The organism is Streptomyces sp. CC208A (genome assembly GCF_030010625.1).
In the GTDB taxonomy this organism is placed as follows: domain Bacteria; phylum Actinomycetota; class Actinomycetes; order Streptomycetales; family Streptomycetaceae; genus Streptomyces.
Window position 1 is genome coordinate 180,033 of sequence record NZ_JASCXN010000007.1, and the last position, 19,871, is coordinate 199,903.

The following is a 19,871-nucleotide window of genomic DNA, read 5'->3' on the forward strand; positions in this document are numbered from 1 at the left end:
AAGACCGTGAGGACGCGCCGGGGGCTTCCGCACGCCTCGTTCCCCCGGGTCGTCAGGAGCGCTAGCCTGCGTGGCCGTGTCACGCATGAGGCGGATGAGCGCATGAGGCGGGTGGACGCATGAGGCGGGTGGATGCATGAGGCCGGTGGACGCATGAGGCCGGTGGAGCTGTCGCGTCGGGGTCTGCTGGCCGCCGGAGGGGCGCTGGCCGTGACGGCCGCCCCTGCCGCGGCCTCGGGCGGCCCGGAGCGGGCGCACGCGCGCGTACGGACCGGTTTCGAGCGCCTCGCGGCGGACGGGTACGCCCTGCTGGCCGGCGAACGGGTCGGCGTGGTCACCAACCCGACCGGTGTCACACCGGACGCCCGGCACCTGGTGGACGTCATGCACGCCGACGAACGGGTGGACCTGGTGGCCGTGTTCGGCCCCGAGCACGGCTTCCGGGGCACCGCGCAGGCGGGCGGCTCGGAGGGCCGGCATGACGACCCCGCCACCGGTCTCCCGGTGTACGACACGTATCTGAAGAGCGGGCAGGCGCTCGCGGACGTCTTCACGGCCTCCGGCGTCGACACCGTCGTCTTCGACATCCAGGACGTGGGCGCCCGCTTCTACACCTACATCTGGACGCTGTACGACTGCATGGCGGCGGCGGAGCTGGCCGGGAAGCGGTTCGTGGTCCTGGACCGCCCGAACCCGGTGAGCGGCCGGGAGGCCCTCGGCCCCGTCCTCGACCGGGCCTTCGCCACCTTCGTCGGCCGCGAGCCGATCGCGCAGGCGCACGGGATGACGGTGGCGGAGCTGGCCCTGCTCTTCAACGCCGAGTTCCTGGCCCGGCCGGTGGAGCTGGAGACGGTACGGATGACGGGGTGGCGGCGCGCGGACCTCTTCGACGCCACGGGGCTGCCCTGGGTGCCGCCGAGCCCGAACGTGCCGACCCCCGACACCGCCCTCGTCTACTCCGGCACCTGCCTCTTCGAGGGCACCAACCTCTCCGAGGGCCGGGGCACCACCCGCCCCTTCGAACTCCTCGGGGCGGAGGGGATCGACCGCCGCTGGGCGGAGGCGGCGAACGCCCTGGAGCTGCCCGGGGTCCGCTTCCGCGAGGCGTACTTCGCCCCCGTCTTCTCCAAGTTCCAGGGCCGTACGGTCGGCGGCGTCCAGCTGCACGTCCACGACCGCGTGGCCTTCGACCCGGTCCGCACCGGCATCGCCCTCCTGGTCACCGCCCGCCGCTCCTGGTCCGGCTTCGCCTGGCGCCCCGACCACTGGATCGACAAGCTCACCGGCTCGACCCGTGTCCGCACCCTGATCGACGCCGGCGCGGACACCGACGAGGTCACGGGCGCGTGGGCCGAGGACCTGGCGGCCTTCCGGGCGGTGCGGCGGGAGCATCTGCTGTACCGGTGAGAGCCGGGGCCTGCCGGTGAGGTCCTCCGTCGAGGTCTGAGAGCGGCCGGATCCGGGCATGCTGCCCGGGGGTTGCGGGACGCGGACCCCGGGGCGCTTCCTCGACGGGGAGGGACGGGCGGGCCGTGAGCGGGATGAGTGTGGAGCCGTACCGGGAGATCGTCTTCGACAAGGACGGGGACGGCCCGGCCGGGCAGGCGGCCGGGCTGGTCGCCCTGGCGCGGCGGGGGGTGACGGACCTGGTGGTGTTCGCGCACGGCTGGAACAACTCGCCGTCCGGGGCCACCCGGTGGTACTCGGACTTCTTCGCGCCCTTCCCGGGGCTGCTCGCACCGGGGGTGGAGGCGGGGTACGCGGGCGTGATCTGGCCCTCGATGATGTTCACGGACGAGCCGGTGCCGGACTTCCGGGCGCTGGTGACGACGCTGCCGGAGAAGGAGCGGACGCTCGTCCGGCTCACCGAGCTGCTGGTGCTCGCACCGCCGGAGGAGCCGGCGTTCCGGGAGTTCGGGGCGCTGCTGCGGGAGTTGGCGGACGTGGGCGGCGAAGGTCTCGCCGCGGCCGGCGGCGTGCCGGAGTTCCTGGTGGCGGATCCGGTGGAGGTCTGCGCCGCGTTCACCGAGGCACTGGAGGCGGAGGCGCAGGAGGCCGGGGCGCAGGAGGCCGGGGCGCCGGTGCCGGAGGCGGCCTTCGGGGACGGGCTCGGGCGGCTCTGGAAGGGCGGCCGGGAGGCGATGCGGCAGGCGACGTACTACGTGATGAAGCGGCGGGCGGGGCAGGTGGGCGAGCGGGGGCTCGGGCCGCTGCTCGCGGAGGTGGCGCGGGCCGCGCCGGGGCTGCGGGTGCACCTGGTGGGGCACAGCATGGGCGCCCGGCTCGTCGCGTACGCGCTGCGCGGCCTGCCGGGGGCGCACCGGCCGGTCCGTTCGCTGACGCTGCTCCAGGGCGCCTTCTCGCACTACGCGTTCGCGGCCCGGCTGCCGCACGACCCGGCCCGCTCGGGGGCGCTCAGGGACATGCAGCTGCGGGTGCGGGGGCCGGTGGTGGCCTGCCACTCGCACCACGACACCGCCCTCGGGGTCATGTACCCGCTGGCCTCCCGGGCGGCGCGGGACTCGGCGTCCCTGGCGGGGCCGCTGGGGCGGCTGGCGGCGCGCGACCCGCGGTGGGGGGCGATCGGCTGGGACGGCGTCCAGGGCGTGCCGGGGGCGGCGCGGCGGACGCTGGCGGCGGTGCTGCGGGACGGTGTTCCGGCCTCGGGCTGTGTGAGCGTGGACGCGGCGGAGGCGGTCCGCTCGCACAGCGACGTCCGGCGGCCCGAGCTGGCCCGGGTGGTGGTCTCGGCGGCCCGGATCGGCCGCCGGTAACGCACGGCCGGAGTGGCGTCTTCTCGCCAGAAGACGCCCGTTCCGGCTCCGGGCGGAACACGGCGGCGGCGCCGTTCGTCCCTCTGGTAACCGCGGATGCGCGAAGGACCGCGAAGGACCAGCGACGGAGGTGGCGAGCGATGGCCGGTTTCCGGAGTCTCGCGAGACAGGTGCGCGATCAGGGCTGTGACACGGCGCTGCGCAGATACTCGCTGCGCAAGTGCCTGGAGCGGTTCGCTCCTTACGGGCACCGGGCGACCTGGGACCATCTGTGCCGCAGGCACGGGTTCGGTCCCGACGACCGGGAGCTCGATCCGGCGCGCCTGGTGGCCGCCCTGGAGGAGCTGGAGGAGGCGCGGGCGGTCTGGCTCGCGTACGAGAGGGAGTTCGCCGCCCGGCGCCGGCGCGAGAAGCACGGCGGGCTGCGGAGACTGGGGGCGACGGACGACTGGCACCGGGACGTGTGGGGCGGCAACGGCGTGGTGCGGTGCGGCGATCCGGCCGTCCACCCGGCGGAGCCGCTGCCCGAGGTGATACGGCGCCTTGTGACGGCGCTGGAGGACGGTCCGGGCGAGGCGTGCCCGGTGTGCAAGGGGGCGGAGCTCGTGTGGGGCGGCGCCCCGGGGGACGAGCCGTGGTACGGACCGGTGTGCGCGAACTGCGGGGTCGAGGTGCCCCCGGCGGTCCTCACGCCGGGGGCGCTGGCCCGGGCCCGGGAGAGGCACAGCCGCCCGCTGGCCCCCGCGGCGTGACCCGGCCGGGGGCGCCGCTGCTCCAGGCCGCGCTGAACGGCACCTGGGACGCGGAGGAGTCGGCGGCGGTGCCGCGCGACCCGGCGGGGCTCGCCGCGGCCGCGGCGGACGCGGTGGCGGCGGGGGCGCGCGAGGTGCGGATCCGCCCCAGGACACCCTGCGGCGGGGGCTCGCTGTCGCCCCGGGTGGTGGGGCCCGCGCTGACGGCCGTACGCGGCCTGGTCGGCGTACCGGTGTCGGTGGCGGCCGACGCGTGGGCGGAGCCCGATCCGGAGCGCAGGGTCGCGCGGATCCGGTCCTGGGAGCTCCTTCCGGAGCTGGCGTGGGTGGCCTGGCACGAGCCGGGCGCCGAGGAGACGGCGGAGGCGCTGCTGGCGGCCGGGGTGGCCGTGGAGGCGGGGCTGCGGGCCGGCACGGCCGGACCGGCGCTCTTCGCCCGCTCCCCCTTGGCGGACCGGGTGCGGCGGATCGCGGCGGAGGTGCCGGAGACGGCCGCGGCGGAGGCCGAGCCGTGGGCGCGGGCGCTGCCGGGCGGTCCCGGCGGGGCGCCGGTCCTGCTGTGCGGGACCGGCGCGGCGGCCTGGCCCGTGGCGCGGCTGGCCCGGCGGCTCGGTCTGGCCGGGCGGATCGGCCTGGAGGACACCCTGTTCCTGCCGGACGGCCGCCGCGCCCGCTCCACGGCGGAGCAGGTGCGGGCGGCACTCCTTGACGGGCCCTAGGAGGGCCGGACGGGCCGGGGAAAGCGGACAGGGCCGGGGAGCCCAGGGCGCGGGACGGGGCCCGGGGAGGGCGGACGGTTCCTAGGAGGCGCCCTGGTTCTCCTTGCGCAGCGGGAGGAGGCGGGAGCCGGCCATGCTCTCGCCGATGACGTCGTCGGGGTTGGACAGGACGCAGGTCTCCAGGGAGAGGCAGCCGCAGCCGATGCAGTCCGTCAGGTGGTCGCGGAGCCGGCCGAGCTGCTTGATGCGGTCGTCGAGCTCGGTGCGCCAGGCGGCGGAGAGCCGGGACCAGTCCTCGCGGGTCGGGGTGCGCTCCTCCGGAAGCGCGGAGAGGGCCTCGCGGATGGTGGCGAGGGGGATGCCGACGCGCTGGGCGGCGCGGATGAAGGCGACCCGCCGCAGGGCGTCACGCCCGTACCGGCGCTGGTTGCCGGCGGTGCGGCGGCTGCTGATGAGCCCCTTGGCCTCGTAGAAGTGGAGGGCGGAGACGGCGGCGCCGCTGCGGGCGGAGAGCTGGCCGACGGTGAGTTCGTGGATCTTCTCTGGAATCTGCGGCACCCCTCGAACCCTAACTGGTCCGTTGACAGCGCGACCCTCACCCCACATGCTGAGCAAGCGCTTGGACACAAACCGTTCGGTATGCCGTAGAGAAGGGACCAGGGACATGGCCGAGCCGAGGATCTTCACCTCCGCAGAGGAACTGCGCGCGGGGGTCGGCGAGCAGCTGGGGCACAGCGACTGGCTGGAGATCGACCAGAAGAGGATCGACCTCTTCGCCGAGGCCACCGGCGACCACCAGTGGATCCACGTGGACCCCGAGCGTGCCGCCTCGGGCCCCTTCGGCTCGACGATCGCCCACGGCTATCTGACCCTCTCCCTGCTGCCGCTGTTCGTGCCGCAGGTGCTGCGGGTCGAGGGCATGAAGATGGGTCTCAACTACGGCACGGAGAAGGTGCGCTTCCCCGCGCCGGTGCCGGTCGGCTCGCGGCTGCGGGCCACGGCGGTGCTGACGAAGGTGGAGGAGGCCGGCGGCGGGGTGCAGGTCACCGCGAAGGTGACCGTGGAGCGCGAGGGCGGCGACAAGCCGGTGTGCGTCGCGGAGTCGGTCTCGCGCTACTACTTCTGAGCACTGCCCCCGGGCACTACTTCTGGGCACCGCCTCCGTGCGCTACTTCTGGGCCCGGTGTCCCACCATGCGGAGCACGAGGTCGGCGTAGAGCGCGCCGACCCCGTCGGGCGTCCGGCGGCCCCGGGGATTGAACCAGCGGGCCACGTCGATGCAGAGGGAGAGCACGGCGACGGTGGTGCCCGGCGGGTCCTCCACGGCGAACTCGCCGGTCGCCACGCCCTCCTCGATGATCCGGCGCACGGTGGCGTCGGTCTCGCGGCGCAGTTCCACGATCTCGGTGCGGTGCTCGGGGCCGAGCGCGTCCAGCTCGTACTGGACGACCCGGGCGGTGGTGTGGTGCTCGGCGTGCCAGCGGACGAAGGAGCGCACGGCGTCGGCGAGCCGGTCGGCGGCGGAGCCCTCACGGGTCTCGGCGGCCCGGAGGATCTCCAGGGCCTTGTCGTGGCCGATGCGGCTGATCCGGTGGAGCAGCTCCTCCTTGGTCTTGTAGTGGATGTAGAGCGCGGCCGGACTCATCCCGGCGCGGCCGGCGATGTCGCGGGTGGTGGTGGCGTGGTAGCCGCGTTCGGCGAAGGCCTCGACGGCCGCGACCAGCAGCCTCCGGGCGGCCTCGGGCGTGACCTCACCCCAGGGCACGTCCTCGCCGCCGGGCGTCTGCTCCGCCGTGCTCATCCCACACTCCTCCTCGGACCGGTCGGGACGAACACCATACAACGAAGCTGAGCAAGCGCTTAGAGCTTCTGTCGGACCCAGGGCCTCCGCCGGGCTCAGAGCTTCTGCTGGAAGGGGTCGTGCTCGGCGAGGAGCTTCTCCAGGCGCGCCTGGTCCACCCGGCTGACGATCCGCTCCGACTCCTGCCGGTCGCGGACCACCTTGGCGAGGGTGAAGGCGGAGGTGGTGAGGTAGAGGACGGAGACCGCGAGGAAGGCGCGCACCCAGGCGCTCGCCTCCAGCTGGTAGATCCCGATGCCGACGGCGGCGAGGGCGACCGCGAAGGAGGCGACGGCCTGCGCGTGGTAGGCGCTGGTGTTCTGCTGCTTGACCTGTGACTCGCTCATGCGGAAAAGCATCGGGTGGATGTGGCCGACGCCACATCCGCCCGGATACTCAGAAAACGCCTGGGGCGCGGAACTCAGAAGGCGGAGACCCCCGTGAGCGCCCGGCCGATGATGAGCTTCTGGATCTGGCTGGTGCCCTCGTAGAGGGTCATCACGCGGGCGTCCCGCAGCAGCTTGCCGACCGGGTACTCGTCGATGTAGCCGTAGCCGCCGAAGACCTGGAGGGCGTTGCTCGCGGCGCGGACGGCGGCCTCGGAGGCGTACAGCTTGGCCTTGGAGGCGGCGGTGGCGAAGTCCTCGCCCCGGTCGATCAGGTCGGCGACCCGCCAGGTCAGCAGCCGGGCCGCGTCCACGTCGACGGCGATGTCGCTGAGGAGTTCCTGGACGAGCTGGTACGAGGCGATGGGCTTTCCGAACTGCTCGCGCTCGCCCGCGTACCGCACGGCGGCGTCGAGGGCGGCCTGGGCGATGCCGACGCAGCCGGCGGCGACCGACATGCGGCCCTTGGCGAGGGCGGACATGGCGACGGAGAAGCCCTTCCCCTCGGGACCAAGCAGCGCGGAGGCCGGGACGCGCACGCCCTCCAGGGCAAGTTCGGCGGTGGCCTGGCCGCGCAGGCCGAGTTTGCCGTGGACGGGGCGGCGGGTGAGGCCGGGGGTGTCGGCGGGGACGAGGAAGGCGGAGACGCCCCGGTGCCCGGGGGTGTCGCCGGTGCGGGCGAAGAGCAGGACGACGTCGGCCCAGGTGCCGTTGGTGATGAACATCTTGGCGCCGTCGATCACGTAGTCGCCGCCGTCGCGGACGGCGCGGGTGCCGAGGTTGCCCGCGTCGGAGCCGGTGCCGGGCTCGGTGAGGCCGAAGCAGCCGAGGGCGTCGCCGGAGGCGAGCCCGGGCAGCCAGGTCCGCTTCTGCTCCTCGGTGCCCCAGGACGCGATGGTCTTGGCGACGAGTCCGAGGGAGACGGAGACGATGCCGCGCACGGAGGAGTCGCCGCGTCCGAGTTCCTCGGTGACGAGGCAGTACGTGAGGTGGTCGCCGCCCGAACCGCCGTACTCCTCGGGGAGGGTGAGCCCGAGGAAGCCGAGGGCGCCGAGCTTCTTGACGATCCCCCGGTCCACCTCCTCGGCGCGGTCCCACGCGGCCGCGTGCGGGGTGACCTCGCGTGCGACGAAGTCCTCGGCGAGCCGCCGTACGTCCTCCTGCTCCTCGCTCAGCGCCAGATCCACGGTGCCACCTCACCCCTCCACTTAATTACCACTGCTAGTTTTTCAGTGCAGGCCTACTATGTGCGCCATGGCCCGACCGCGCAAGCCCCTGCTCAGCCGAGACCGCATCGTCGAGACGGCGGGCAGGCTCGTGGACGAGGAGGGCCTGGACGCCCTCTCGACCCGTCGGCTCGCGGCCGAACTCGGGGTGAGCGGGCCCTCGCTCTACAACCACTTCCGCACGAAGGACGAGATCCTGGACGCGGTCGCGGACGCGGTGAGCGCCAAGATCGACCTGTCGATGTTCGATCCTGACGACCCCCGGGACTGGCGCACCGCCCTCCACGACTGGGCGCTCTCCTACCGGGCGGCCCTCGCCGACCATCCGCACCTCGTCCCGCTCCTCGCCCGGGGTCCGGGCCGCCGCCCGGCCGGCCTCAAGGTCGCCGACGCGGTCTTCGGCGCGATGGTCCGGGCCGGCTGGCCGCCCGCCCAGGCCACCCACATCGGCGCCCTGATGCGGTACTTCGTCACGGGCTCGGCCCTCGGCTCCTTCGCGCGCGGCTTCGTCGACGACGAGTCGGCGTACGACCCCGCCGACTACCCCCACCTCGGCCAGGCGCACCGCCTCGCGGAGCACCGCGAGAAGGTCGACGAGGGCGCCTTCACGACGGGCCTGCGCGCGCTGCTCGACGGCCTGGGGGCGCAGTACGAGAAGCACGAGAAGCACGTCCACGTTTCGGGCGGGACCGAAGCGTGAGTGCGGGACGCTGACTCCATGGAAGCCACCGATGCCGCTGCTCTCGCCGCGTTCGCGGCGCTGTTCGCGGAGGAGAGCCGGGCCGCGATGGTGCTCGCCCTGCTCGACGGACGGGCCTGGACGGCCGGGGAACTGGCCCGCCACGCGCGCGTGGCGCCGTCCACCGCGACCGAGCACCTGGGGAAGCTGGTCGCGGGCGGGGTGCTGACGGAGGAGAGGCAGGGCCGGCACCGGTACGTGCGGCTCGCCGGCCCCGGGATCGCGCACCTCGTGGAGGAGCTGGCCGGACTCGCCGGGCCGGGCGCGGACGAGCCGCCCCGGTCGCTGCGGGCCGCGAGCGCCGGGCGGGCGATGGCCCGGGGCCGTACCTGCTACGACCACCTCGCCGGGCGGCTCGGCACCACCGTCACGGACGCGCTGACCGCGCGCGGACTGCTGCGCCAGGACACCGGGTTCGCGCTCACGGACCGGGGCCTGGAGTGGTTCGCGGGCCTCGGCGTCCCCCTCGTACCGAAGGGCCGGCGGCCGCTCGCGCGCGGCTGCCTGGACTGGACCGAGCGCCGCCCGCACCTCGCGGGCCTGGCGGGCGCGGCGCTCTGCGCGTACGCGCTGGACAGCGGCTGGTGCGTACGGATCGGGTCCGAGCGGGCGGTGAAGGTGACCCCGGCCGGCGAGCGGGCGCTGCGGCGGGAGCTCGGCATCGAGGCGGACGCCCTGCGCTGACCCGCTCCTCCCGCGCCTGCCGGCGATACTGCGGTGAGGGCCGAAGGGTGCGCGCCCTACCGTCGGGGCATGCCGAGAACCGTCTCCCTGCCGAGAACCGTCTCCTCCGCCCGGCTCGCGCTCGCCGCCGCCGGGGTCACCGTCGTCCTGTGGGCGTCCGCCTTCGTCTCCATCCGCAGCGCCGGGGCCGCCTACTCCCCCGGCGCGCTCGCCCTCGGGCGGCTGCTCGCCGGGACGGCGGTCCTCGGGGCCGTCCTCCTGGCCCGGCGCGAGGGGCTGCCGCCCCGCGCCGCCTGGCCGGGGATCCTCGCCTCCGGGGTGCTCTGGTTCGGGGTGTACATGGTGGCCCTGAACCGGGGCGAGCAGGAGGTGGACGCCGGCACGGCCGCGATGCTGGTCAACGTCGGGCCGATCCTCATCGCCCTGCTCGGCGCCCGCTTCCTGAAGGAGGCACTGCCGCCGCGGCTGCTCGCCGGCATGGCGGTGTCCTTCGCGGGCGCGGTGGCCGTGGGCCTGTCGATGTCCGGCGAGGCCGGCCACGCCTCGGTGCTCGGTGTCGTGCTCTGCCTGCTCGCGGCGGTGGCGTACGCGGGCGGGGTCGTCGCGCAGAAGCCGGCGCTGGCCCGTGCGAGCGCGCTCCAGGTGACGACGTTCGGCTGCGCGACCGGCGCCGTCGCCTGCCTCCCCTTCGCCGGACAGCTGGTGACGGAGGCCGCGCGGGCGCCCCTGACGGCGACCGCGAGCATGGTCTACCTCGGGGTGTTCCCGACCGCGCTCGCCTTCACGACCTGGGCGTACGCGCTGGCCCGGACGACCGCCGGGCGGATGGGCGCGACCACGTACGCCGTACCCGCCCTGGTGGTCCTGATGGCCTGGGCCGTACTGGGCGAGCTGCCCGGGCCGCTGACGCTGGTGGGCGGTGCGCTGTGCCTGGCGGGGGTGGCGGTCTCCCGCTCGCGCCCCCGCCCGTCCGCTCCCCCGGCACCGGAGACGGAACGCCACCGGCAGGAAAGCCGGTAGAAAAGGGGTCAGAAGACGACGAGGGCCCGGCCGCCCTTGCCCGCGAGCATGGCGTCGAAGGCGCCGGGGATGCCGTCCAGGGTGATCCGTTCGGTGACGAGCGCGCCCAGGTCGAAGCGGCCGTCCCGGATGTACCCGGCGATCACGGGCAGGTCGGCGGCCGGGTCCGAGTTGCCGTACACGCAGCCGGCGAGGGTGCGGCCCCAGTGGAAGAGCTCCAGGGCGTGGAAGGAGACCTGCTGGTCCTTGCCGCCGATCCCGACGACGGTGGTGCGGCCGCCGCGCCGGGTGGACTCCCAGGCGGTGCGGATGGTGACGGCCCGGCCCACGCACTCCACGGCCACGTCGACACCGTGGCCGCCGGTCAGCTTCCGGATCTCGCGGGCGGTGGTCTCCGAGGCCACGACGTACTCGGTGGCTCCGGCGGCCCGCGCCAGCTCCTCCTTCTCCGGGGAGACGTCCACGGCGACGATCGTGGACGCCCCGGCGATCCGGGCGGCCTGGAGGGTGGCGAGGCCGACGCCGCCGACCCCGAAGACGGCGACGGTCTCGCCCGCCCGGACCCGGGCGGAGTGGTGCACGGCGCCCCAGCCGGTGAGGACGGCGCACCCCAGCAGGGCGGCGTCGGCGAGCGGTACGCCCTCCGGGACCGGCAGCACGCAGTTCGCGGCGACGACCGTCTCCTCGGCGAAGGCGGCCACGTTGAGGCCCGGGTGCAGCTCGCGCCCGTCGGCGGCGCGGGCGTGCACGTCCGCCGCCCCGTTCAGGGCGTTGACGCAGAGCCACACCTCGCCGAGCGAGCAGGGGTGGCAGGCGCCGCAGGACGGCGCCCAGTTGAGGACCACCCCGTCACCGGGGGCGACGTGGGTCACGCCCTCCCCCACCGAGACGACGGTGCCGGCGCCCTCGTGGCCGAGGACGGCCGGGACGGGGACGCGCATGGTGCCGTTGGACAGCGACAGGTCGGAGTGGCAGACCCCGGCGGCGGCGAGCCGGACCCGGACCCGGCCGGGGCCGGGCTCGGGCAGCTCGATGCCGGTGATCTCCAGCGGGGCACCGACGGCGGGCAGGACGGCGGCACGGATCACGGGTGTCTCCTTCTGCGGGGCGGAGGCGGAGGACGGTCGTCGGGGCTCGGAGCGCGGTCGAGCTGAAGACACGGCGGGGCTCAGAACGCGACCGCGCTCAGGACGCGGCCGGACTCGGAACCCGGCCGGGCTCAGAACGCGACCGCACTCAGGACGCGGTCGGGCTCAGAACTGGAGGGACTTGGTCTGGAGGTACTCGGCCAGTCCGTGGGCGCCGAGTTCGCGACCGATGCCGGAACGCTTCCAGCCGCCGAAGGGGGCGAGCGGGTTGAACCGGCCGCCGTTGATGTCCACTTGACCGGTCTCCATCCGCCGGGCGAAGGCAACCGCCTCGGTCTCCTCGCCCCAGACGGCGCCGGCGAGGCCGTACTCGGTGCCGTTGGCGATCGCGAGGGCCTCCTCCTCGCCCTCGTACCGGAGGATCGAGACGACGGGGCCGAAGATCTCCTCCCGGGCGATGGTCATCCCGGGGGTGACGTCGGCGAAGACCGTCGGGGAGACGTAGTAGCCGGTCTCCAGCGGGGCCTCGGGACCGCCCGCGACGAGCCGGGCGCCCTCCTCGATCCCCTTCTCGATGTAGCCGCGGACCCGGTCGCGCTGGCGGGCGCTGACCAGCGGGCCGAGGCGGTCGCCGGGCGTGTACTTGGCGGCGGCCTCGGCGGCGAGGGCGACGGCCTCCTCGTACCGGTCGGCGGGGACCAGCATCCGGGTCCAGGCGCTGCACGTCTGGCCGGAGTTGGACATGACGTTGGCGACGCCGACGGCGACCGCCCTGGCGAGGTCGGCGCTCGGGAGGATCACGTTGGCGGACTTGCCGCCGAGTTCGAGGGCGACCCGCTTCACGGCGCCGCCCGCGAGGGCGCCGATGCGGCTGCCGACGGCGGTGGAGCCGGTGAAGGAGACCATGTCGACGCCGGGGTGCTCGGCGAGGGCCTGGCCCGCGACCGGCCCGAGGCCGGTGACCAGGTTGAAGACACCGGCCGGGAGGCCCGCCTCGTGGACGGCCTCGGCGAAGAGCTGGGCGGTGAGCGGGGTGTCCTCGGCGGGCTTGAGGACGGTGACGCAGCCGGCGGCGAGCGCCGGGGCGACCTTGGCGACGATCTGGTGGAGCGGATAGTTCCAGGGCGTGAGGGCGGCGACGACGCCGACCGGCTCCGCGTAGACGGTGGAGTTGCCGACCTTCTCCACGAAGGGGTGGGTGGCGGCGAGTTCGGCGTACGTGCCGGCCACCGTGACCGGCAGCCCGGTGTGCACCGCCGCGGCGAGCTTGGGCGGGGCGCCGAGCTCGGCGGTGACGGTGGCGGCGATCTCCTCGGCGCGGGCGGCGAGCGCGTCGCGCAGGGCGGCGATCGCGGCGGCCCGCTCGGCGGGTGGGGTGGCGGCCCAGCCGGGCAGCGCGGCCCGGGCGGCGCGCACGGCGGCGTCGACGTCCTCGGCGGTGCCCGCGGGGACGCGGGCGATGACCTGTTCGGTGGCGGGGTCGACGACGGGGATCGTCCCGGAGGAGGCCGCGGGCCGCCATTCCCCGTCGATGTACATCGCGTCGTGGGCCTTCATCGGCTCGCCCATCCCTCTCCACCCTCTTCACTCGGCCGCTCGCCTGCGGCCGGGCCGGTCCGCCCGGCCCCGCCGCCCCAAACTAGCGCCGTTAGTTTTAGGGCGCCAGGGCCTGCCGGAGTGGGGCGGGTCTCATCGGGCCGTGGGCCGCCGGGAGTCGGGGTGGCGGGACACGCACAGCGGCCCCGCGCCGGGGGCCGGCCGGCCCGGCTGGGGCCGACGGTACCCGACCCGGGGCCGGTGAGGGTCTCCGCCGTTCAGATCGTCCGGTCGACGTCGGTGAGGTGGGCGAAGACGACGATGTTGGAGTCGTAGCCGGAGCCCCGGTCGTAGGCGCCGCCGCAGGTCAGCAGGCGCAGCTCGGGCCGGCCGGTGGAGCCGTACACCTCCTCGTCGGGGAAGGCGGACTTCGGGTACGTGCGGACCCGGTCCACGGTGAAGACGGCGACCCGGCCGTCGGCCCGGGCGACTCGGACGGTGTTGCCGGGGCCGAGGGAGTCGAGGTCGAGGAAGACGGCGGGTCCGGTACGCGTGTCCCGGTGGCCGACCATCACGGCCGTGCCGCGCTCTCCGGGCGCCGGACCGCGCGCGTACCAGCCGGCCTTCCGCGGGTCGTCGACCGGCGGCACGTCCAGCCGCCCCTGCCGGTCGAGCCCCAGGTCCACGACGGGCGCCTCGACGGTGATCGCGGGCACGGCGAGGAGCGTGGGGCGCGAGCGGGAGAGGGGGGCGGGGGGCGGCGCCGGTTTCGGTTTCGCCTTCGGTTTCGGTTTCGGTTTCGGCTTCTGCGATGGGGCGGCGGACGCACGATCCGCCCCTTCAGCGGCGTCGGCCGGGCCCTGGGTGGCGACGGTACGGCTCCGGGGCGCGGCCTGCGGGGTGGAGCCGCGGTCGTCGTCGGCCGCCGGGGCGCCGGGGGCGGACTCCGCGGCGGCCACCCCGGGGGTGGCCTTGGCGTCGACCCCGGCGGCGGGCCGCCGGTCGGCGGGGTCCCCGCCCCCGCTCCACCACACGCCCCCGGTCACCAGGACCGTGGCCACCGCCACGGTCCTGGTGAGCCGGAGGAGCCGCCGCCGTCGGCGCGTGAGACGGGCCTTACGCGGCGCCATCGTTGCGGCGGCGCGAGCGGCGGATCAGCACCAGGCCGGCGGTACCCGCGAGGCCGGCGGCGACGGCGGCGCCGACGCCGAAGGCGGAGCTGCCCTCCTCGGCCGCGAGCTCGGCGCTGCCGCCGCCACCGGCGCCGACCGGCCCGTGCGGTGGCTTGTGGTGACCGTTCCCGCCGTTCCCGCCGTTCCCGCCGTTCCCGCCGTTCCCGCCGTTCCCGCCGTTCCCGCCGTTCCCGCCGTTGCCGCCGTCCGGGCAGTCGACCTGGAAGACCTTGTGCTTGCCCGCACCGCTCTCGCCCTCGAAGTTCCAGGTGAGCTTGTACATGCCGTCGGCCAGCTTGAGGTCCTCGGTGCGGCCCGTGCCCGTCGGAAGCGCGATCGAACCGGTCAGAGCGGCGGGGGCACCCTTGGCCGGCTGGGGCACGATCTTCCAGGTGACTTCCTGCCCGTCGTCGAAGTTGAAACCGACGAGATAGAACTCGCAGACCTTCGGTTCGTTCCTCTGGTCGCTCGCGGAGGTGGTCGACTTGTGGATCTTCACGTCACCGTTGTCGCCGGGAGCGGCGTGCGCGGCCGGGGCGCCGCCGAAGAGGGCGAGGCCGGCGAGGGCGAGACCGGAGGCGGCGGCGAGGGGCCGGGCGGTGCGAGCGGACATGCGGGTTCCTCCACGAGGATGTCGTCGGACATTTCAACCGATAATCCGACTATCCGTCACCTCGTGAACGCACGGGGCGACGACATGCCCGAGCCGCGCCCGCCGTCCCCCGTCCGGCTCAGGCAGGGGCCGCCCAGGTCACCACGCCGGCGCCGAGGGCACTCCTTCCAGGGGGGCCACCTCGACGGGGAAGCCGTTGAGGACGGCGGTTCCGGAGAGCGGGTCGAGCAGGGTGCCGTCGAGGAGCTGGTTGACGTTGACGCCGGGGCGGGCGGCGGCGACGGTGAGCCGGGTGCCGGGCCGGTCGTGGCCCCAGCCGTGCGGCAGGCTGACGACCCCGGCCCGCACCGCGTCGGTGATCTCCACCTCGGCGGTCAGCTCGCCGCCCGCGCCCTTGACCCGGGCGGAGGCGCCGTCGGCGAGCCCGAGCCGGGCGGCGTCCTCCGGGTGCACCTGGAGGGTGCAGCGGTTCGAGCCCCCGGTGAGGGCCGGGGTGTTGTGCAGCCAGCTGTTGTTGGAACGCAGATGGCGGCGGCCCACCAACTGGAGGCTCCCCGGCTCCGGTACGGCGGTGAGGGCGGCCCGCAGCCGGGGCAGGTCGGCGGCGATCGGGGCCGGGAACAGCTCGATGCGGCCGCTGCGGGTCTTGAGCACCTCGTCCAGGCGGGGCTTGAGCGGCCCGAGGTCGATGCCGTGCGGGTGGGCCTTGAGCTCGTCGAGGGTGAGGCCGTACGGGCCGAGGCGCAGCATCAGATCGAGCCGCCGCTCGGCCCCGCTCGCGCCGCCGAGCCCGGCGGCGAACTCCTTGGGATCGGCGCCGTACGCCGGCGAGTGCGGCTGGGTGACCGCCTTGGCGAGGGTGGTGTCGATGGCGAGGTCGTCGACGACGGAGGGCGGAGCGCCGTACATGCCCGCAGCAGCGAGGATCAGCCGGGCGTGGATCTCGCACTCGTCCATGCGGCCGGCCTCCAGGGGGACGGCGGCCGGGGTGAGACGGACCTGGTCGCGGACGGCGAACCCGTTGAAGGCGAAGTCGAAGTGGGCGCTCTGGGAGGGCGGCGGCGGGGGCAGCAGGACGTCGGCGTGACGGGTGGTCTCGTTGAGGTAGGGGTCGACGCAGACCATCAGGTCGAGGGTGGAGAGGGCGGCGTCGAGCCGGAGCCCGTCGGGAGCGGAGAGGACGGGGTTGGCGGCGATGGTGATGAGGGCCCGGATACGGCTCTTCCTCGGGGCGCCGGTCTCCGGGGCACCGGTCTCCGGGGCACCGGTCTCCGGGGCACCGGTCTCCGGGACGACCGCTTCCGCGGTAGCCGCCTCCGGCGTGTCGATCTCCTCGGCGAGGGCGGCGAGCGGGAACTCCCCCTTGACCTCGGGGTGTCCGGAGACCCGGCTGTGACGGCGGCCGAGGACGAAGCCGCGGCCGGGTCCGGCGGGGCGGGGCGCGGGAGCGGTGGCGGAGCGGGGGAAGAGGGCGCCGCCGGGCCGGTCGAGGTTGCCGGTGAGGACGTTGAGGACGTCGACGAGCCAGTTGGCGAGGGTGCCGTGGGCCACGGTGGAGCTGCCCATCCGCCCGTAGACGGCGGCGGTGGGCGCGGCGGCGAGTTCCCGGGCGACGGTACGGATGAGGCCGGGGTCGAGCTCGCAGACGGGTGCGACGGCCTCGGGCGTGAACTCCCGTACGGCGTCCCGGACCTGGTCGATGCCCTCGGTGCGGCCGGCGAGCGGGCCGGGGGCGGTGAGGTCCTCGGCGAAGAGGGTGTGGACGAGGGCGGCGAGGAGGAGGGCGTCGCTGCCGGGACGGGGGGCGAGGTGGCGGTCGGCGAGGCGGGCGGTGCGGGTGCGGCGGGGGTCGACCACGGTGAGGGTGCCACCGCGCCGGCGCAGCGCGGCGAGCCGGCCGGGGAAGTCGGGGGCGGTGCACAGACTTCCGTTGGAGTCCAGCGGGTTGGCGCCGATGACCAGGAGGTGGTCGGTACGGTCCAGGTCGGGCACGGGGATGGCGAAGGGGTCGCCGAAGAGGAGGCCGCTGGAGACGTGCTTGGACATCTGGTCGAGCGTGGAGGCGGTGAAGAGGTTGCTCGTGCCCGTGGCGCGGAGGAGGAGCGGCGGGTAGAGCGCTCCGGCCATCGTGTGGACGTTGGGGTTGCCGAGGACGATACCCAGGGCGTCGGGGCCGTAATCTTCGATCAGCGGCCGGATTCTCGCCGCGATCGTGTCGAAGGCCTCCTCCCAGCTCGCCTCCCGCAGTTGCCCGTTCTCACGGACGAGCGGGGTGCGCAGCCGGTCGGGGTCGGCGTCGATCTGGGGGAAGGCGGCGCCCTTCGGGCAGAGGAAGCCTCGGCTGAAGACGTCGTCGCGGTCCCCTCGGGCACCGGTGACCCGGCCGCCGTCGAGGGTCAGGACGAGTCCGCAGGTCGCTTCGCAGAGGGGGCAGATGCGCGGGGCGGTGGGCATGCGGTCTCCCGTGGACGGCGGCGGGTGGCGACTCGCGCGAGCATACCGACCGGTAGGCATGCCGGGGAGGGGGCGGGAGGGGTCCGGTGACGCGTACCGCCGGGGTCAGGGGGAGAGCGAGGGGGCGAGGTAGGCGTGGAGGAGCTGCCGGGTCTCGTCGACGAGGGCCGGATCACCCTCGGGGTCGGCGCGGAAAGCGAGGCGGACGAGGGTGTCGGCGGTCTCGACGCCGACGAGGACCTTGCGCCGCAGCGCTTCGTCCGCAGTGCGGCCGAGGTGGACGGCGAGGAGGTCGCAGAGCCGTTCCGCGACGAGGCCGTTGGGGTCCTCGGCGGCCCCTCCCCCGTTCTCCTCGGCGGCCGGGACGCCGAAGTCGACGAGGGCGAAGCCCGGCACGCTCCGCTTCATCGCGATGAACTCGTCGAGGACGCCGTCGATCGCGCTGTGGGCGTCGAGGACGGGGGTGCGGGCGAAGCGGGCGGAGATCCGCTCGGCGTACCGGTCGAGGTTGCGGTGGGCGAGTGCGGCGACCATCGCCCGCTTGTTGCCGAAGAAGCGGTACACGGAACCGATGGGGACGCCGGCGCGGGCGGCGACGGCGCGGGTGCTCAGCTTCTCGTAACCGGTCTCGTCGAGGAGTTCGGCGCAGACGTCGAGGATGCGGGCGAGCCGTTCGGCACTGCGCTGCTGGACGGGGGTGCGGCGGAGCGCGGGCGGAGGGCCGTGCGGGCTGGTCTGGGGCACGGGGTCCATGATGCCGCTCCGCTCCCCGTCAGGCGATGAGCAGCCCGATGCCGCCGAGCGTGTACGCGATCATCAGCGCGAACAGCGGGAGTTGGCCGGCGACGGCGCGGGCGGGCGGGAAGAGGCGGACGGACCGGTCGTGGGCGGCGACGACGCCGAGGACGTGACCGGTGACGATCGCGGCGACCTGGAGGACGGCGAGGCCCGCGGGACCCAGGGGTGGAGCGGGCGAGGGGGCGTTGTCAGTACCCGCTGCCATCATGACGGTACGTGTCCCTTCGACTGCGAGGAGTGAGAAGTAGTGGGCGGTGAGATAGCCGAGGGCGATGGGCAGCAGGGAGTGGGCGAAGGAGGTGAGGGGCGTGGTGAGTTCGCGGTTCAGGAGACGGAGGGCGCCGGCGCAGAGCCCGTAGCAGACGGCGGCGAGGGCGACGGCGGCGAGGAGACCGAGGGTGGCGGTGGCGGTGGGGCCGAGGGAGGAGGTCTGGAGGGTGGTGATCCAGCGGGGGTTGTCGGAGAGGCCGTCGTAGGCGGTGGTGCCGAGGAGGACGCAGACGGTGGCGACGAGTCCGGGGGTCTCGGGGGTGGAGTCGAGGCCGTGGAAGGGGGAGCGGAGGACGAGCCGGCCGTCGGCGCGGCGGCCGAGCGGGGAGAGCCGGGCGAGGAGGGAGGAGTAGACCTCGAAGGGGTCGGCGTGGGCGAACCAGTCGGCGCCGTGGCGGGCGGCGCCGAGGAGCTGGACGGCGAGGTGGACGGCGAGGGCGGCGAGGAGGACGGGACGGGAGGTGTTGTCGGGGGCGACGAGTTCGAGCCAGGCGAAGAGGAGGAGTCCCGCCGCGGCGGGGCGGATGCCGACGGCGGCGGGGATCGGCCGGGGTGCGGCGGGCGGGCGGAGCGAGAGGAGGGCGCGCAGCGGGTTGAGGAGGCGCCAGACGGGGCCGAGGAGGAGGGAGGCGGGGACGAGTCCGACCCAGAGGAGGACGTACAGGGCGCCGGGGGCGGGGTTCCGGTCGGGGTCGTCGGGGCCGAGGAGGAGGTGGGCGAGGAAGAACAGGGCGAGGGCGGCGCCCAGGAGCCGGAGGGCGGTGCGGGTGGCGGGGGCGTCGGCGAGGCGCTGGACGGGGGCGGGCAGGGGGCGGCCGGCGCGGTCGCCGTGGAAGCGGGAGGAGGACCAGAGCAGCGCGAGGCCGAGGAAGGAGAAGAGGAGGGCGGTGAAGGCGGCGGCGTACGCGTAGAAGGGAGAGAGGGGCAGGTCGTGCTGGGCGCCGACGCCGTGGGCGAGCGGGAGGGGCGGGGCCGGGACGGCGGTCACCGGACCACCAGTTGGGTGAGCACGAGTCCGGACTCGTGGGTCTCCACCTCGAAGAGACCGGTGCGGTCGGCGGTCAGGGTGAGGGTGGCCGGGGTGCCCGGGGCGAGGGTCGCCTCGCGGTCGTAGCCGTGGACGTGGACGGTGTCGGCGCGGTCGGAGGTGACCTGGAGGGTGATCCGCTCGCCCTTCTTCAGCTCGACGCGGGAAGGGGGCGGGGCGACGGTCGAGCCGGTGACGCGGATGTCGAGGACGCGGCCGGCGGGGGTGGGGCCGGAGGTGGGCGTGGGAGTGGGAGTGGGAGTGGGAGTGGGGGCGGCGGAGGTGGGAGGGGTGGAGGGGGTGAGGGGGACGGTGGTCTGGACGGGGGCGCCGTCGACGGCCCAGACGGTGTGGTCGTCGGCGTGGAGGCGGACGGTGAGGGTGTGGGCGCCGGGCGGGACATGGGTCCAGGGGCCGTAGGCGCGGGCGGTCTCGCGGCCGTCGACGAGGAGGCGGGCGTGGCCGCGGCCGACGAGGGCGGCGCCGCCGGTGGACTCGGGGGTGAAGCGGAACCTCTCCACGGTGAGGTGGACGTTCCAGCCGCCCTCGCTGTCGGGGCGGGCCTCGGCGCGGATGGTGGGAGCGTCGGCGGTGGGGAGTTCGCGGAGGCGGTGGCCGGATTCGTCGTGGGCCGCGAGCAGGGTGCCGTGGGCGCCGGTGGCCTGCTCGTGGCCGGTGCCGGGCTTGTGGTGGGTGGTGGCCCGGCCGCCGCAGCCGACGGCCAGGAGCAGGACGGCGGCGAGGGCGGCGGCCGTGAGCGGGGCCGTACGGCG

General features: G+C 75.0%; 20 protein-coding genes. 8 read left to right on the forward strand and 12 right to left on the reverse strand.

Translation table 11 applies throughout. From position 1 onward, the window contains the following. The first annotated feature begins 162 nt into the window (after positions 1-162). From QK442_RS11245 to QK442_RS11260, 4 genes are all read left to right on the forward strand, one after another. Positions 163-1,407 (forward strand): DUF1343 domain-containing protein, encoded by a 1,245-nt coding sequence (locus tag QK442_RS11245; protein WP_282693736.1) that lies wholly within the window; start codon positions 163-165, stop codon positions 1,405-1,407. A 134-nt stretch (positions 1,408-1,541) separates the two neighbouring features. Beyond that, on the forward strand, positions 1,542-2,774 hold the full coding sequence (locus QK442_RS11250) for a serine-threonine protein kinase (protein WP_282693779.1): 1,233 nt from the start codon (positions 1,542-1,544) through the stop codon (positions 2,772-2,774). 140 nt (positions 2,775-2,914) lie between these two features. Continuing rightward, entirely contained in the window at positions 2,915-3,526 is a 612-nt protein-coding gene (locus QK442_RS11255) for a hypothetical protein (protein WP_282693737.1), read from the forward strand. Beyond that, the gene (locus QK442_RS11260) at positions 3,523-4,245 is read left to right on the forward strand and encodes a 3-keto-5-aminohexanoate cleavage protein (protein WP_282693738.1); all 723 of its coding nucleotides are present in this window, start codon (positions 3,523-3,525) and stop codon (positions 4,243-4,245) included. Before QK442_RS11255 ends, QK442_RS11260 begins: the two co-directional genes overlap by 4 nt. Positions 4,246-4,326: 81 nt before the next feature. Here QK442_RS11260 and soxR read toward each other — a convergent pair whose 3' ends face one another. Next, a complete protein-coding gene (gene soxR / locus QK442_RS11265; RefSeq protein ID WP_282693739.1) occupies positions 4,327-4,803 on the reverse strand; it encodes a redox-sensitive transcriptional activator SoxR in 477 nt (158 codons plus the stop codon). Between the two features lie 106 nt (positions 4,804-4,909). On the opposite strand from soxR, the gene QK442_RS11270 reads away from it, so the two are divergent. Beyond that, positions 4,910-5,371, forward strand: a complete 462-nt coding sequence (locus QK442_RS11270) for a MaoC family dehydratase (protein ID WP_282693740.1) — start codon at positions 4,910-4,912, stop codon at positions 5,369-5,371. 42 nt (positions 5,372-5,413) lie between these two features. Here QK442_RS11270 and QK442_RS11275 read toward each other — a convergent pair whose 3' ends face one another. From QK442_RS11275 to QK442_RS11285, 3 genes are all read right to left on the reverse strand, one after another. Further along, positions 5,414-6,046: a TetR/AcrR family transcriptional regulator gene (locus tag QK442_RS11275; protein WP_282693741.1), complete on the reverse strand. Its 633-nt coding sequence runs from the start codon at positions 6,044-6,046 to the stop codon at positions 5,414-5,416. Positions 6,047-6,141: 95 nt separating this feature from the next. After that, positions 6,142-6,432: a YiaA/YiaB family inner membrane protein gene (locus QK442_RS11280; RefSeq protein ID WP_282693742.1), complete on the reverse strand. Its 291-nt coding sequence runs from the start codon at positions 6,430-6,432 to the stop codon at positions 6,142-6,144. Between the two features lie 74 nt (positions 6,433-6,506). Continuing rightward, a complete protein-coding gene (locus QK442_RS11285) occupies positions 6,507-7,658 on the reverse strand; it encodes an acyl-CoA dehydrogenase family protein (RefSeq protein ID WP_282693743.1) in 1,152 nt (383 codons plus the stop codon). Between the two features lie 58 nt (positions 7,659-7,716). Here QK442_RS11285 and QK442_RS11290 point away from each other — a divergent pair, with 58 nt between their 5' ends. The 3 genes from QK442_RS11290 to QK442_RS11300 all read left to right on the forward strand — a co-directional run bounded on the left by QK442_RS11290 (position 7,717) and on the right by QK442_RS11300 (position 10,140). Continuing rightward, positions 7,717-8,397 (forward strand): TetR/AcrR family transcriptional regulator, encoded by a 681-nt coding sequence (locus tag QK442_RS11290; RefSeq protein WP_282693744.1) that lies wholly within the window; start codon positions 7,717-7,719, stop codon positions 8,395-8,397. A gap of 18 nt (positions 8,398-8,415) precedes the next feature. Beyond that, positions 8,416-9,120, forward strand: coding sequence for a winged helix-turn-helix domain-containing protein (locus tag QK442_RS11295; protein WP_282693745.1), 705 nt, complete (start codon positions 8,416-8,418; stop codon positions 9,118-9,120). A gap of 69 nt (positions 9,121-9,189) precedes the next feature. Then, positions 9,190-10,140 (forward strand): DMT family transporter, encoded by a 951-nt coding sequence (locus QK442_RS11300; RefSeq protein WP_282693746.1) that lies wholly within the window; start codon positions 9,190-9,192, stop codon positions 10,138-10,140. A gap of 8 nt (positions 10,141-10,148) precedes the next feature. On the opposite strand, the gene QK442_RS11305 is transcribed toward QK442_RS11300, so the two are convergent. The 8 genes from QK442_RS11305 to QK442_RS11340 form a co-directional block, all read right to left on the reverse strand. After that, positions 10,149-11,228, reverse strand: coding sequence for a Zn-dependent alcohol dehydrogenase (locus QK442_RS11305; protein ID WP_282693747.1), 1,080 nt, complete (start codon positions 11,226-11,228; stop codon positions 10,149-10,151). 165 nt (positions 11,229-11,393) lie between these two features. Then, positions 11,394-12,785 carry an aldehyde dehydrogenase family protein gene (locus QK442_RS11310; RefSeq protein ID WP_282693780.1) on the reverse strand — a complete coding sequence of 464 codons (1,392 nt, stop codon included), beginning with the start codon at positions 12,783-12,785 and terminating at the stop codon, positions 11,394-11,396. Positions 12,786-13,042: 257 nt separating this feature from the next. Beyond that, positions 13,043-13,825, reverse strand: a complete 783-nt coding sequence (locus tag QK442_RS11315) for a class F sortase (protein WP_282693748.1) — start codon at positions 13,823-13,825, stop codon at positions 13,043-13,045. A 55-nt stretch (positions 13,826-13,880) separates the two neighbouring features. Continuing rightward, positions 13,881-14,549, reverse strand: a complete 669-nt coding sequence (locus QK442_RS11320) for a hypothetical protein (RefSeq protein WP_282693749.1) — start codon at positions 14,547-14,549, stop codon at positions 13,881-13,883. Between the two features lie 138 nt (positions 14,550-14,687). Continuing rightward, the gene (locus QK442_RS11325) at positions 14,688-17,003 is read right to left on the reverse strand and encodes a molybdopterin oxidoreductase family protein (RefSeq protein ID WP_282693750.1); all 2,316 of its coding nucleotides are present in this window, start codon (positions 17,001-17,003) and stop codon (positions 14,688-14,690) included. 105 nt (positions 17,004-17,108) lie between these two features. Beyond that, positions 17,109-17,756, reverse strand: a complete 648-nt coding sequence (locus QK442_RS11330) for a TetR/AcrR family transcriptional regulator (protein WP_282693751.1) — start codon at positions 17,754-17,756, stop codon at positions 17,109-17,111. Between the two features lie 19 nt (positions 17,757-17,775). Then, positions 17,776-19,059, reverse strand: coding sequence for a hypothetical protein (locus QK442_RS11335; protein WP_282693752.1), 1,284 nt, complete (start codon positions 19,057-19,059; stop codon positions 17,776-17,778). Further along, positions 19,056-19,829, reverse strand: a complete 774-nt coding sequence (locus QK442_RS11340) for a hypothetical protein (RefSeq protein ID WP_282693781.1) — start codon at positions 19,827-19,829, stop codon at positions 19,056-19,058. The genes QK442_RS11335 and QK442_RS11340 overlap by 4 nt, the downstream gene beginning before the upstream one ends. Between the last annotated feature and the right edge of the window lie 42 nt (positions 19,830-19,871).